Genomic DNA, 13,513 nt, shown 5'->3' on the forward strand with positions numbered 1-13,513 from the left:
GGGCCGACGGCGGGTGGGCCGGAGAGTCCGGGGGCGGAGTCCGGGGGCGAGTGGGCGGTGGACCGGCGAGGGGCGGACTGGGCCCGTTTCCTGCGCTGCACGCTGCTGCCCCTGGTCTCGCCGGGCGGCTCCGAGGTGGGCGCTGCGGTGGCCGCGGAGGAGCTGGCCGCGCTGCGTCACGAGGACCACGCGCAGCGGGACCCGGCGGTGGAACAGGCCGCCGAGACGTACGCACTGATGCTGGAGCGGGGGGTGCAGCCCGAGTCCGGCTGGTCGGCGTGGCGACTGGGCCTGGTGCCGTCCCGGCAGGCCCGCGACGTGGTCGGCGTCGCGGGCTGAACGGCGTCACCGGTCGAACGGCGTCACAGGTCGAACGGCGTCACGGGTCAGCCGGGCCCGGGGCCGGGTCTTCCCGGGCCGCGCCCGCCACGGCCTGATCGACGCCCGACCGCACGGCTGTCGCCGGCCGGCTGCGCCTCGGGTACGGGCTCACCGCCCGGCTCCTGGCACGGCCGGCCACGACGGCCTGCCCTGCGCTCATCGTCGGGCGGGCGAGCGGGCAGGCAGACGGGCAGGCAGCGACCCGCTACCGCGACACCCGCGGCCTCAGGAGGACGAACCGCCGGACGCCGAGGAGGACGCCGAGGAGGAGTCCTCGCGGTCGGTGGGCTCCTCGGTGAACCTGACGTTCTCCATGCGACGGTTCATCGACTTCATCAGGAACCAGACGACCAGGCCCATCGCCGCGAACACGAGAAAGCCGAGCACCCCGGGGGTGACCTTGTTGTCGTCGAAGTCCTTGGCGAGCTGGACCAGCTCGGGCGCGTACATCAGGCTCTGGGTGGGGCTCATGCCGTCAATTGTCGCGGATGCCGGCGAAGAGGTCGTGCTCGGGTAGCGAAGTGTCCACCAGGGACTTGGCCAGCTCGTACTCCTCCGTCGGCCAGACCTCCTGCTGGATCTCCATGGGGACGCGGAACCAGCCGCCGTCCGGGTCGATCTGCGTGGCGTGCGCGATCAGCGCCTTGTCGCGGATCGCGAAGTAGTCACCGCAGGGCACGAAGGTGGTCAGCTCGCGGTCCTTGCGCTGGAACTCGTCCCAGCGCTCCAGCCACTCGCCGTAGGGCGAGTCCATGCCGCGGCTCAGCAGGGCCTCGTGCAGGGCGAGGGTGCGCTGCCGGTTGAAGCCCTGGTTGTAGTAGAGCTTCTGGGGCTGCCACGCCGGGCCGGCCTCCGGGTAGCGGTCCGGATCCCCCGCGGCATCAAAGGCGATCATGGAGATGGTGTGCGTCATGATGTGGTCCGGGTGCGGATAGCCGCCGTTCTCGTCGTAGGTCGTGATGACCTGCGGCTTGAACTCCCGGATCAGTTTCACCAGCGCGCCGGCGGCCTCCTCCGGGTCCTGCACGGCGAAGCAGCCCTCGGGCAGCGGCGGCAGCGGGTCGCCCTCGGGCAGGCCCGAGTCGACGAAGCCCAGCCACGCCTGCTTGACGCCGAGGATCTCCCGCGCCTCGTCCATCTCCTTGCGGCGTACCTCGTGGATGTTCCTCTCGACGTACTCGTCCCCCTGGAGGCGCGGGTTGAGGATGGACCCGCGTTCGCCACCCGTGCAGGTCGCGACCAGTACGTCCACCCCCTCCGCCACGTACTTCGCCATCGTTGCCGCGCCCTTGCTCGACTCGTCGTCGGGATGCGCGTGCACAGCCATCAGCCGGAGCTGCTCAGTCAAGACAGTCAAGACCCGTTCCTCGTTAACTCGTCACGACCCCACCCCGTCAGCGGGCTTCGCGGGCGGCTTCTATAGTGACCGACCCGGCACCCTGTTGTATTCCCGGTTCGCGACGCCGGGTAGGTTTGGGTGCGTGGCCGAGCCAGACATGTCCCAGCAGCGCGACCTGCCGCCCGAGGGGCGGTACGGGCGCTCCGCCGCTGACACGGCCCGCAGCGACCGCAGGCTCAAGGTGCTGGGCGCCGTGCTGGGCGCGGGGTTCCTGGTGCTGATCGGCTGGATCGGCTTCTCCCACGTCTCCTCCGGGAACGACATCAGCGGTGAGCTGATCAAGTTCCAGGTGGTGTCCGACGAGGAGGTGCGCGTGCACCTCGAGGTCCGCAAGGACCCGGCCGTCGAGGGGGTGTGCACGGTCCGGGCGCTCTCCGAGGACAAGGCCGAGGTGGGCCGGGCGGACTTCGCCTTCGCGTCCTCCGACAGCCGCGTCGACGAGGTCGTGTCGCTGCGCGCCACCGCCCGCGCGACCTCCGCGCAACTCGTGCGGTGCCAGCGGACCGACGGCGACTGACTGTCACAGCTCCGACACCGTTCGCGCATCCTTCTTCCGTTTTCCGCGGTAATTGTTAGAGTCGACGTTTCGCCCGCCCGTGAAGGTGCACCTTTTCGGGTAGGGCGTTGCTTTATATCCCGAGTACCTGCAAGGAGCACCTGTGACCCAGACCAGCGACAACGTCACCTGGCTGACCCAGGAGGCGTACGACCAGCTCAAGTCCGAGCTGGACTATCTGTCGGGTCCCGCACGTACCGAGATCGCCAAGAAGATCGAGGCGGCTCGGGAAGAGGGTGACCTGCGTGAGAACGGCGGATACCACGCGGCGAAGGAGGAGCAGGGAAAGCAGGAGCTGCGAGTGCGGCAGCTCACCCAGTTGCTCCAGAACGCGAAGGTCGGTGAGACCCCCGCTGACGACGGCGTGGTCGAGCCGGGCATGGTCGTGACGATCGCGTTCGACGGCGACCCGGACGACACCCTGACCTTCCTGCTCGCTTCGCGCGAGTACGCCAGCTCCGACATCGAGACGTACTCGCCGCAGTCGCCGCTCGGCCAGGGCGTCAACACGAAGAAGGTCGGCGAGGACGCCGAGTACGAGCTGCCGAACGGCAAGATGGCCGCGGTGAAGATCCTCGACGCCAAGCCCTACCAGGGCTGAGCGGCGCGGGGCCTGCCCGGCTCGTGACGCGTGAAGAACCCCCGGCGTGCGGTCGCCGGGGGTTCTTCCGTGTCCGGTGCCGGACACGGGCGGGCCGGACTCGCGTCCGGCACCGGTCACGGGCAGGGCCGGTCACGGATGGGGCCGGTCTGTCAGACGGTGGCCGAGCGGTACTTGCGCACGGCCGGGGTGCGGAACACCAGCACGATCAGCACCGAGTGCAGCAGCGACGCCAGCACCGGGTTCTGCATCGGCCAGGCGCTTTCAACCTTCCGAGCCATAGCGGGGACATACGAGGCGTCCCGGGCAAACAGAGGACGCCCGCCTTCCCAAGGAGACGGGCGCTCTGCGCATGGTCAGGCTCAGCGAAGGTACGTCTGCTGCCACTCGATCGAGGTCATGTCCAGCGCAGCTTCGGCGAGGGCCTGGGCGGAGGCGGTCTTGAGCTTCGAGAGGCTGCTGTCGATCCACGGCTGCACGTTCGAGCAGCCCTGCTCGCGGTACTCGACGGCCTGAACGAGGCACTCCAGCTTGTCTGCGTCATGCGCGCAGATCACTTCGAGGGAGTCACCGTTCTCGTACTCCTCCACGATCCGCTGCGCCCCGGCCCTCACCGCCGGGTGTGCAGCCGACACCTGGTCCGCGGTGACCTTCTCGTTGCTGGCGGCTTCGAGGTAGCGCCGACCGATGTGCGGGATGTCGCTGACCCTGGTCTCCTGAGTGTCGTGCCAGAGTCCGAGGAGAGCCGTCTTCCCAGGGTCGGCGCCCTCCATCATGGCGAGCACGGAGCCGATGAGCGCCACGCGGAACGAGTGCTCGGCGATCGTCTCGGGGTCCTTGACCCCGGCGATCCACCAGCCGGACCGCTTGGCTCGCTTCAGCATCCCCATCTCCAGCAGGAAGCCCGCTGTGCCCTTCGCCTGCTCCTGCTCTGTGTCCGCCATGCGATGTGTCCTCCGTGTGTCACGTGCGGTTCTCGCGTAGAACGTAATGCACCGAGCTGAGTTCCCGTCTTGACCGCTGGGAGATTCCGTCGCGATCAAGTAAACGGGCCGTGTCGTCGTTCAGTCTGCCCGCCAACTCGGGATCAGCCAGCGGCAGCCAGCGGTGAGACATCAGCAGGGCCCACAGGGAGTGGACGTACAAGTCCACGTAACCGGGCGCCTGGTGGAGCCCAGACACGAGCCCTCTCATCAGGCGTACGGGCTCCCAGTCGGTTGGCTGCTCCCGCATGAAGGCGTCGTCCGCCTGCGGTTCTCGGATCGCCCCCAGCCAGTAGGCCCAGTAATTGAGATTGGCGATCTCTGCCGTGTCGTCACCCACAATCGCCCTGTCGATGAAGTCCAACAAGGGCTGGCTGTCTCCGAGACGCACGAGGGCAGTCGCGGTCGAGCGCGCTGCCGCCCAGTGCGGTGTCCAGCCCCGGACTGCAACGAGGTCACGCCGTGCGTGAAGGGCGTGACCCATCCATGAGGTCGCTTCGGGTGTCCGGTCGTACGAGCACAGGTAGAGCGCCTGGCGGTGGAGGAGTATCCCGCCCTCGCCCGCACGCACCGCGGAGTCCGCGTTCTCTCTGAGCCGCGAGAAGAACGTGTCGCGGTCAGGAGCAGGCAGGAGCGGTGCCTTGGCAACTGGCCCTCTTCGAGGCTTGATTGGTCGGCTCGCGAGAGTCGGCGGGGTGGTTCCGTTCAAGGCCCAGGCGATCATGTGGGCGGTGTCGCGGGTGTGGACCCAATCGGCAAGAGGATGCCGGGCATGACCTTCGGTCTGAATCGTCGCGCTGATGATGCGGTCTGCGTCCATCGCCGCGTCGAGCAGGGTGAGCACGTGAGGGTCCGCGCCGAAGGCCAGTAATCGGCGACGCAGTTCGAGAAGCGTGCCGGCCTTCACGTTGGCGAGTGGTCGGCGCCCGGACTCCCAGCCCTGCCACGTGTCGAGGTTCACGCCCATCGCCTCGGCCATGCCGACCTGCGTGCTGTTCTCGGTCCCCATACTCTCCCGAGCCATGCGGAGCACGTAACCCGCGATGGTGCCCGTTGCTGCACGCCCCCGTGCGGCTCCTTTCGCCGCCATGCCGCCCCCTGTGCCTTCGGCCGTCCAACCCGTACCCACAGTCAGTCCTACTCCATCTCGGGTGACCGTAGGTTCAAGACGCGGAATCAACCACCCCCCTGGAGGGACAACCCGTGACGATGACCGCGACGCAACCACATGCAACTGGTGTTCCTGGCTACAGCGAGACGTGGCCGAGCGAGCCGGAGACAGCCCGTCGTTCGCGGAAGTTTGTCAGAGCGGCGCTGACCACCTGGAACCTCGACGGCGATGTCGTGGAGCGCGCGGTTCTCGTCATCTCCGAGTTGGTGACGAACTCGGTCCGGCACAGCGGGAGCAAGCTCCTCCGAGCAAGCGTGACCCGAATCGAGCCTGACGTGGTTCGGCTCGCGGTCACGGACAAGTCGAAGGGAAAGCCCGAGATTCAGAATGCGGGCCTGAGTGATGAGAACGGACGTGGCCTCGTCCTGGTGGAATCCCTGGCAGATGCCTGGGACGTGATCGAGCGGGGATTCGGCAAAACCGTCTATGCAGATCTGCACTTGGAGGTCCCCCGCTGATGGGGGAGGACAGCCACCTTCCCGGAGCGGCCGTGTACCCCGCGGAGTCCCGACCGAGGCCGGCCCGCCACGCTCCGGGAGATGACCGGTGGGTGAAAGGCATGTGCTGGCTCTACTGCCGCCGGATTGACGTGCCGGTCACTTGGCTTGGTCCCGCTGTCTTCAACGGCATACACGCCCCGCTCATGGCATGTGAGCAGTGCATTGCCGAGCTTGACCACATGATCTGGAACTACTTCATCTCGAACACAAACGCGTAGATTCCCGCCTCCTCGGCAAGCTAACTAGTCACTTCTCCCACGGAGCTGGTCATCGCCGCTGAGGCGGGATCACTCCCGCCCCGGTTGCCCCGATCAATGGACAGGTCGAGCCGGTCAGGGCAGGACTGATCGCGGTTTCTATCGGAATTCGCAAGAAAGGATGATACCCGTGACAGCTGTGGCAAATGGCGACGAGGGCTTGTTCATCGATCTGCCCAGCCAGCTTGAGGAGGCGCTGATCGATCTCGGACGTGCCCTCCCCGCTTGGAGCATGGAGGGCACATTCCTGGCAGATTCAACTATCGCGGGGTACCGCGCTCAACTGGCCACAGCACCGGGGTTCGGTGAAGCGGTCAGCACCCTTCTGCGGACATTGGGTGGGCCACCGGGCGGATACGCCGTGGTACGCCTGGGAAACATCGCTGAAGCGCTGGGGACTGGCGAGAGCTTCATGCGCTTGGCCACGGCGATCCTCTCCCAAGCTGCTGTCCCCTTTCAGCCCTTCACGCGCTGGCCACTGTGGAAGCAAATCGGGACCAATCTCAACGCCAAGCCCGGACTCTCCACCGGCACGGGGTACAACGCCTTTCACATGGACCTGGTCAACACAACCCAACCGCCCGACTTCACCACGCTCCTGTGCGTTCGACCTGACCCGCTCGGAGCCGGTGCGAGCATCCTGTCCAACGCACGCGAGGCCGTATCGCGCCTCACGCCTTCCAGCCGAGCCCTCCTGGCGGAAGTGGCCTATCGCTACGGAGGCTTCTTCGATCTGTCCGATGTCGGCGAGGAGTTCGCCCCGTTCCCCGTCCTCGACGGCGAGCCCGAGGACCGCGGATTCGTTCGGTTCACCGCCAAGATGCTCACCGAGTCCGACCTTGACGATGAGCACGCCTACGCGGTCAAGGAACTCGCGGACCAGATGATCGCCGGCCAGGTTTCCTACACGCTCCAGAGAGGCGACTTGCTGATCGTCAACCAACACCACTGGGCCCATGGCCGCGAATCGCTCGGCGAGGGCCAGCATGGCGTCGCACCCGAGAACCGTCGCCTGCTGCTCCAACTGTTCCTGCGTAGCATGAGCGCCGCCGGACCGACCGCCTCGTAGGCGATGCAAGCGGGTGCTTGGCCGGGTCGCGGCGGCGTTAGATCCGCGAGTTGCGCAGCGACTGCCACCCGGCACCGGCCAGGGCCCGTGCCGCCCGCGGGACCGACAGATGCTCGTGCTTGCGGTACAGCTCCCAGTTGTACTGGACGAGGCTGAACTTGTTGGCGGACAGCGATCCCGCCTGGTGTGCCCGGTAGACCGCCAGTGGCTCGACCAGGCCCCGGGCGTCAAAGCCGTCCCGCATGATGCTCAACCACAGCGCGTAGTCCTGGCGTTTACGCATCTGCGGCATCAGCCTCGTGCCCAGCACGCTGCGGTCATACATCGCGGTCAGAGCGCCGATGTGGTCCCGGACGAGCATCTGGCGGTAGTCCACGTGCTCCTTCGCGCGGATTATCCGCCCGTTCGGAAGGAAATCGGTGCTCTCGCCCGTGTAGTCGGCGTCCATCTTGAAATAGGAGGTGAATGTCAGAGGCGCACTACCAGCCTCGGCGAAGGCGATCTGCTGCTCAGCCTTCTCTGGCAACCACATGTCGTCGCTGTCGAGGAAGGCGACGTAATCTCCCTTCGCCCGCTCGATGGCGCGATTGCGTGCCCGGCCGGCACCGCCCTGCTCAGGTGCCCGCTCCGGCAGAACCCGCTCGTCCTCACGAGCGAACTCCGTCAGCAGGTCCATGGAGCCATCGGTCGATTGGTCGTCGGTGATCAGCAGTTCCAGGTCGCTGTGGGTCTGCGTGAGCACCGACCGGATCGCTGGGCCGAGAGTCGTCGCCGAGTTGTACACGGGCATCACGACAGACACCAGGGGCACAGCGCTTCTCCTTGCTCAGCCAGGTACGACGTTCCATTCAAACATCGCGATCGAGTAGGAGCCGCCATGCATGTTGTTGTCGCTGGTCAGGGCTACGTGGGATTACCGCTGGCCGTCCGTGCCGCAGAGGTGGGCCACCGTGTGGTCGGTTACGACGTGGACCCGTACCGCGCTCGGCAATTGGCCAGCGGCGAGTCGTACGTGGAGGACGTGGCGCCCCGGCGGCTCCGTTCCGTGCTGTGCTCCGGGGCCTACCGTGTGACCACCGAAGCCGCGGCGCTGGACTGCTACGACATCGCGGTGATCACCGTGCCGACTCCGCTGCGGGACGGCGTGCCCGACCTGACCTCCATCGAGTCGTGTGCCCACACGTTGGGCGCGCATCTGCGCCCTGGGGCGACCGTAGTGCTGGAGTCCACCACCTACCCCGGCACTACTGAGGAGCTGGTGTTACCGATCTTGGAGAAGGCGTCCGGTCTGATCGCGGGTACGGACTTCCACGTCGGTTTCAGTCCCGAGCGCATCGACCCGGGAAACGAGAAGTGGCCCTTCGAGAAGACTCCCAAAGTGGTGGCAGGCATCGACGCCGCATCGCTCGACGTGATCAAGGGCTTCTACGACAGCTTGGTGGAGACCACGGTTCCGGTCTCCGGAACGAGAGTGGCCGAGCTGGCCAAACTGATCGAGAACATTTTCCGGCACGTCAACATCGCGTTGGTCAACGAGATGGCGATGCTCGCGAAGGCGCTGAACGTGAACATCTGGGACGCGATCGATGCCGCTGCGTCCAAGCCCTTCGGCTATATGCAGTTCACTCCCGGCCCAGGCGTCGGTGGACACTGCCTGCCGATCGACCCGTCATTCCTGTCATGGAAGGTGGAACGCGCGGTCGGCGTCCCGTTCCGGTTCGTGGAACTCGCCAACGACGTGAACAACCACATGCCTGACTACGTGGTCCGGAGGCTCATGGAGGGCTTCAACAGGCGGCGTATGGCCATCAGCGGATCGCGGGTACTGTTGCTGGGCCTGGCCTACAAGGCCAACACCGCGGACGCTCGTGAGTCGCCGTCCGCGCGTGTTGCCGAGCTACTGCTCGACCTCGGCGCCGAGGTGCGTGGCGCCGACCCGCACGTCGTAGACGGCATCCGCACCGACGCACGCCTGATCCGAGTCGAGGCGACCGCGGAGGAGATCGCGGCCTCCGACGCCGTGGTGCTGCTCACGGACCACGCGGGATTCGACTACGAGGCGGTACAAGAGCATGCGGCCTACGTTCTCGACTGCCGGAACAGGCTGGCCGGAGCGAACGTCGATGTCCTGTAGGCCAAGGCCCCCTCAGTCAGAGGGGGCCTTGACCTTTTCCCTGGTCAGGAGTTTGCTCGGCGGTATTTGCGGACGGCGAGAGTCCGGAACACCGCGATAATCACGAGGGACCAGAGGATCGAGGCGATGATCGGGTGCTCCATCGGCCAGGCACCGGTGACCGACTTCGGCACGCCCTCCATCGTGTTCCCGAACAGCTGCCGGGCGCCCGCGACCGTGGCGCTGAAGGGATTCCACTCCGCGACGTGTTGCAGGAACGTCGGCATGCCGGTGACGGGCACGAACGCGTTCGAGATGAACGTCAGCGGAAAGAGCCAGATCAGTCCACCTGAGGTCGCTGCCTCCGGCGTACGCACGGACAGGCCGATCAGCGCGCCGATCCACGAGAACGCGTAGCCGAGCAGGAGCAGCAGCAGGAAGCCACAGACCACCTTCCCGATGTTCTCGTGGACCCGCCAGCCGACCAGGAGCGCGACACCTGCGAGCACGATGATGGTCAGCGTCGTCTGCACAAGGTCGGCGATCGTGCGGCCGGTGAGGACTGCGCCGCGCGCCATGGGCAGGGAACGGAACCGGTCGATCAGGCCCTTGTGCATGTCGTCGGCGATGCCCGCACCGGCTCCGGCGGTCGCGAAGGTGACGGTCTGGGCGAAGATGCCCGCCATGAGGAACTCTTTGTAGAGCTTCGGGTCGGTCGAGCCACCGATGCTGATGGAGCCACCGAAGACGTACGTGAACAGCACCACGAACATGATCGGCTGAATGAGCCCGAACAGAAGGATCTCAGGAATCCGCCCCATGCGAATCAAGTTCCGCTTGGCGACGACCACAGAGTCCCTGATCGACTGGCTGACGCCACCCTTGGGGCTCGGGGTCGCGACCTGCCTCGCCTCGGGTACAGCACTCATGTCGGTGGCACTCATGCGGTCTCCTCCGTGTTCTGGTCGTTGGCCTGGCCCTCGGCGGTGCCGCCGTTCCCGGCGCGCTGCTCGGCGGCGTGGCCGGTCAGCGAGATGAAGACGTCGTCGAGGGTGGGCCGGCGCAGACCGATGTCGTCGATCTCGACGCCGCGCGCGTCGAGATCGCGGATGACCTCGGCGAGCAGCTTGGCGCCACCGGTGACGGACACGGTGAGCTTGCGGGTGTGCTGGTCGATGGCGACGACCCCCTTGCCGAAGCTCCGCAGCACCTCCTCGGCGCCGGTGATCTGGTCGCGTTCGTGCACGACGACCTCCACCCGCTCGCCACCGGTGCGTGCCTTCAGCTGGTCGGAGGTGCCGCGGGCGATGACCTTGCCGTGGTCGACCACGGCGATGTCGTCGGCCAGCCGGTCGGCCTCCTCCAGGTACTGGGTGGTGAGCAGCAGCGTCGTGCCGCCCGCGACCAGTTCCTGGATGACGTCCCACAGTTCCTGGCGGTTGCGGGGGTCCAGGCCGGTGGTCGGCTCGTCCATGAACATCACCGGCGGGCTGACCACCAGCGCGGCCGCCAGGTCGAGCCTGCGGCGCATGCCGCCCGAGTAGGTCTTGGCGGTCCGGTCGGCGGCGTCCGCGAGGTGGAAGCGGTCCAGCAGCTCCCCCGCCCGGCGCTTCGCGTCCCTGGCGGACATCTGGTAGAGCCGCCCGACCATCTGGAGGTTCTCGCGGCCGGTCAGGTACTCGTCGACCGCGGCGAACTGGCCGGACAGGCCGATCGAGCGGCGCACCTCGTTGGGGTGCTTGACCACATCCAGCCCGGCGACGACGGCCTTGCCGCTGTCGGGGACGAGAAGTGTGGTGAGCACCCGGACCGCGGTGGTCTTGCCGGCGCCGTTGGGGCCGAGCAGCCCGAGCACGGTGCCTTCGGGGACGTCGAGATCGACGCCGTCCAGAGCCCTGACCTTTCCGAAGGTCTTCACCAGACCTTCGGCATGGATGGCGCCTGGCATGAGTGGTCTCCCGAGGTATGGGGTGTGGTGTGCAAAGCGTAGGTTCACCGGACAGAAGCGGCATCGCGAGCGCGCACGACTGTCGCCCGCACTGCGGGCCGCAGCCCGCAGGTGACGGCCGCCACTCTACGAGGACGCGATGTATCGCGTCATCCGGTTTTTCCGTTTGGCCTCGCGACGCGCCCGCATCACACCCGCATCTCGCCCGCTGTCCGTCCCCGGCCCGCCCATGCCGGGGGCGGGCCGGTGCGGCTCAGGCGAGCGGGCCCGCGGAGCCTGTGGGCCGGCTGTCGGCGATGACGCCGCGGCTGTCCCCGGGGAAGGGGTGCACGGTGTATCCGGCGCGGCGCAGCCCGGCCGCGACCTCCGCGCAGTGCTCGGGGCCCTTCGTCTCCAGGTGCACCTCGACCTCGGCTTCCGTCAGCCCCAGCCGCGGGTCGGTGCGCACGTGGCTCACGTCCAGCACGTTCGCGTCGGCCGCCGACAGCTCGCCCATGAGGGCCGCCAGGGCACCGGGTCGGTCCGTGAGCCGCAGCCTCAGTGACAGGTAGCGGCCGGCCGCCGCCATGCCGTGCCGCAGGGTGCGTTGCAGCACCAGCGGGTCGACGTTGCCACCGGACAGCACCGCCACCACCGGACCCTCGAACGACTCGGGATCGGTCAGCAGCGCGGCCACCGGGCTGGCCCCGGCCGGCTCGACGACCATCTTCGCCCGCTCCAGGCACAGCAGCAGGGCGCTGGACAAGGCGTCCTCGGTGACCGTGCGCACCTCGTCCACCAGGTCGCCGACGATCCGGAACGGCACGTCGCCCGGGCGGCCCACCTTGATGCCGTCAGCCATCGTCGCCACCGCGTCCAGCGCGACCGGGTGACCGGCGGCCAGCGACGGCGGATAGGCGGCGGCGCCCTCGGCCTGCACGCCGATGATCCGTACGTCCGGGCGCAGCGCCTTCACCGCCAGCGCCACCCCCGCGATGAGGCCGCCGCCGCCGACGCCGACCACGATCGTGCGCACCTCGGGGCACTGCTCCAGGATCTCCAGCCCGACCGTGCCCTGTCCGGCGACGACGTCGGGGTGGTCGAACGGGTGGATGAACACCGCGCCGGTCTTCTCGGCGTACTCCGTCGCCGCGGCCAGCGACTCGTCCACCACCTGCCCGTGCAACACCACCTCGGCCCCGTACTCGCGGGTGGCGGCGAGCTTGGGCAGCGGGGCGCCGACGGGCATGAACACCGTGGAGCGCACCCCCAGCAGGGACGCGGCCAGGGCGACGCCCTGGGCGTGGTTGCCGGCGCTGGCCGCCACCACTCCCCTGGCCCGTTCCTCCGCGGTCATCGCGGCGATCCGCGCGTAGGCGCCGCGGATCTTGAACGAACCGGTGCGCTGGAGGTTCTCGCACTTGAACTGCACGGGGGAGCCGACCAGCCCGGTGAGGTGCCGGCTCCCCTCCATCGCCGTCATCCGGGCGACGCCGGCGAGCACCTTGTGGGCGCTGACCACGTCGTCGACGGTGAGGGCACGGGGGCTGTCAACCATGCGGCCAGTGTCGCAGCACCGTGTGCCCGGGCACGAACCGAGCCGCCGCAAGCTCCGCCGCCCCGCGCACCCGCCCGCCGCGGGCCCGCGCACACCGGTCCGCGGCTGTCCGCCGACCGTTCCTCCAGCAGCGGTACGAGACCCCGGCAAGCGGCGTACTCTGTCCCCCACCCTCATCGCAGTTCCGACGTCGTACCTCCAACGAAGCGAGCACCCCGGCCATGCCCACGCACCCGGACATGACGACTGACACCGACCAGAACCGCACCGAAGCCCCCCTCCTCGACGCGATGCAGCACCAGGTCGCGCTCTTCGCACGCCGAGCCGAGCAGACCCGGCTCGGCGGCGTCGGCCAGGCCCGCAACTCCATGGACCGCGCCGCGTACTTGCTGCTGAACCGGCTCGACCAGGACGGCCCCACCGGCGTGAAGGCACTCGCCGCCGGCATGGGCATCGACTCCTCCACCGTCACCCGGCAGGTCGCGCCGCTCGTCGACTCCGGCCTGGTGAAACGCACTTCGCACCCCGAGGACGGCCGTGCCGTCGTCCTGCAACTGTCCCCGCGCGGCGCGGGCCGGCTGGAGCAGGTGCGGGAGTCCCGAAGGGAGTTGATGGCGCTGCTGACCGAAGACTGGACGGCGGCGGAACGGGACACGTTCTGCGACCTGCTGACCCGTTTCAACGACGCGCTCTCCGAACTGCACTCGCCGGAGTCCCCCTCCTGACCGCCACCGGGGCGGCCCGGCACGCCGCGCGCCGACCGGACACCGGCGGGACACCGGCGGGACGCCGCCGTCCCCGCCGGGACGCCGCCGCCGTGGCGACTTCGTGACCCTGCGGCCTCTTGACCGCACCGGTCCGGCGGCGTCCTACTGGCAGGGTGGGAGAGCGGTGGGAAGTCCAGGATCGCCGCCCCGCCCGCGACTTCGGCACCTTCGTCGCGGGCGCCGGCGGACGGCTGCTGCATGCCGCCGCGCTGCTGACCGCCGAGCCGGCCG

The 13,513-nt window shown here is 68.2% G+C and carries 14 protein-coding genes and 2 pseudogenes; 7 read left to right on the forward strand and 9 right to left on the reverse strand.

All coding sequences use genetic code 11. From position 1 onward, the window contains the following. A partial coding sequence (locus ACYVE9_RS05785; RefSeq protein ID WP_461026625.1) for a hypothetical protein occupies positions 1-339 on the forward strand: 339 nt, incomplete at its 5' end. Between the two features lie 267 nt (positions 340-606). On the opposite strand, the gene ACYVE9_RS05790 is transcribed toward ACYVE9_RS05785, so the two are convergent. Then, positions 607-852, reverse strand: a complete 246-nt coding sequence (locus ACYVE9_RS05790) for a hypothetical protein (RefSeq protein WP_461026626.1) — start codon at positions 850-852, stop codon at positions 607-609. 4 nt (positions 853-856) lie between these two features. Continuing rightward, positions 857-1,729, reverse strand: a complete 873-nt coding sequence (gene mca, locus ACYVE9_RS05795; RefSeq protein WP_461026635.1) for a mycothiol conjugate amidase Mca — start codon at positions 1,727-1,729, stop codon at positions 857-859. 148 nt (positions 1,730-1,877) lie between these two features. Here mca and ACYVE9_RS05800 point away from each other — a divergent pair, with 148 nt between their 5' ends. Both ACYVE9_RS05800 and greA read left to right on the forward strand, forming a co-directional pair. After that, positions 1,878-2,297 (forward strand): DUF4307 domain-containing protein, encoded by a 420-nt coding sequence (locus ACYVE9_RS05800; protein WP_461026636.1) that lies wholly within the window; start codon positions 1,878-1,880, stop codon positions 2,295-2,297. A 142-nt stretch (positions 2,298-2,439) separates the two neighbouring features. Then, positions 2,440-2,937 carry a transcription elongation factor GreA gene (gene greA / locus ACYVE9_RS05805; RefSeq protein WP_461026627.1) on the forward strand — a complete coding sequence of 166 codons (498 nt, stop codon included), beginning with the start codon at positions 2,440-2,442 and terminating at the stop codon, positions 2,935-2,937. A gap of 152 nt (positions 2,938-3,089) precedes the next feature. Here greA and ACYVE9_RS05810 read toward each other — a convergent pair. From ACYVE9_RS05810 to ACYVE9_RS05820, 3 genes and pseudogenes are all read right to left on the reverse strand, one after another. Continuing rightward, positions 3,090-3,206: pseudogene (locus ACYVE9_RS05810) on the reverse strand (ABC transporter permease); the annotation flags it as partial. Between the two features lie 93 nt (positions 3,207-3,299). Continuing rightward, on the reverse strand, positions 3,300-3,881 hold the full coding sequence (locus ACYVE9_RS05815) for an HD domain-containing protein (RefSeq protein ID WP_461026628.1): 582 nt from the start codon (positions 3,879-3,881) through the stop codon (positions 3,300-3,302). Positions 3,882-3,900: 19 nt separating this feature from the next. Next, positions 3,901-4,929 carry an XRE family transcriptional regulator gene (locus ACYVE9_RS05820; RefSeq protein ID WP_461026629.1) on the reverse strand — a complete coding sequence of 343 codons (1,029 nt, stop codon included), beginning with the start codon at positions 4,927-4,929 and terminating at the stop codon, positions 3,901-3,903. Between the two features lie 200 nt (positions 4,930-5,129). On the opposite strand from ACYVE9_RS05820, the gene ACYVE9_RS05825 reads away from it, so the two are divergent. Together ACYVE9_RS05825 and ACYVE9_RS05830 are read left to right on the forward strand one after the other, a co-directional pair. Next, the gene (locus ACYVE9_RS05825; protein ID WP_461026637.1) at positions 5,130-5,549 is read left to right on the forward strand and encodes an ATP-binding protein; all 420 of its coding nucleotides are present in this window, start codon (positions 5,130-5,132) and stop codon (positions 5,547-5,549) included. A gap of 429 nt (positions 5,550-5,978) precedes the next feature. Then, positions 5,979-6,917: a TauD/TfdA family dioxygenase gene (locus ACYVE9_RS05830; protein ID WP_461026630.1), complete on the forward strand. Its 939-nt coding sequence runs from the start codon at positions 5,979-5,981 to the stop codon at positions 6,915-6,917. Between the two features lie 37 nt (positions 6,918-6,954). Here ACYVE9_RS05830 and ACYVE9_RS05835 read toward each other — a convergent pair whose 3' ends face one another. Next, on the reverse strand, positions 6,955-7,728 hold the full coding sequence (locus tag ACYVE9_RS05835; RefSeq protein WP_461026631.1) for a glycosyltransferase family 2 protein: 774 nt from the start codon (positions 7,726-7,728) through the stop codon (positions 6,955-6,957). A 66-nt stretch (positions 7,729-7,794) separates the two neighbouring features. Between ACYVE9_RS05835 and ACYVE9_RS05840 the strand changes: the two genes are divergently transcribed. Continuing rightward, positions 7,795-9,051, forward strand: a complete 1,257-nt coding sequence (locus ACYVE9_RS05840) for a nucleotide sugar dehydrogenase (RefSeq protein ID WP_461026632.1) — start codon at positions 7,795-7,797, stop codon at positions 9,049-9,051. 44 nt (positions 9,052-9,095) lie between these two features. Here the strand turns inward: ACYVE9_RS05840 and ACYVE9_RS05845 are convergent, their stop codons facing one another. From ACYVE9_RS05845 to ilvA, 3 genes and pseudogenes are all read right to left on the reverse strand, one after another. Next, the gene (locus ACYVE9_RS05845) at positions 9,096-9,959 is read right to left on the reverse strand and encodes an ABC transporter permease (protein WP_461026638.1); all 864 of its coding nucleotides are present in this window, start codon (positions 9,957-9,959) and stop codon (positions 9,096-9,098) included. 11 nt (positions 9,960-9,970) lie between these two features. After that, positions 9,971-10,978 (reverse strand): ATP-binding cassette domain-containing protein, encoded by a 1,008-nt coding sequence (locus tag ACYVE9_RS05850; protein ID WP_461026633.1) that lies wholly within the window; start codon positions 10,976-10,978, stop codon positions 9,971-9,973. A 328-nt stretch (positions 10,979-11,306) separates the two neighbouring features. Next, positions 11,307-12,515: pseudogene (ilvA, locus tag ACYVE9_RS05855) on the reverse strand (threonine ammonia-lyase); the annotation flags it as partial. A gap of 221 nt (positions 12,516-12,736) precedes the next feature. On the opposite strand from ilvA, the gene ACYVE9_RS05860 reads away from it, so the two are divergent. Beyond that, positions 12,737-13,240 carry a MarR family winged helix-turn-helix transcriptional regulator gene (locus ACYVE9_RS05860; RefSeq protein ID WP_461026634.1) on the forward strand — a complete coding sequence of 168 codons (504 nt, stop codon included), beginning with the start codon at positions 12,737-12,739 and terminating at the stop codon, positions 13,238-13,240. Positions 13,241-13,513: the final 273 nt, after the last annotated feature.

Source organism: Streptomyces sparsus (assembly GCF_054776295.1).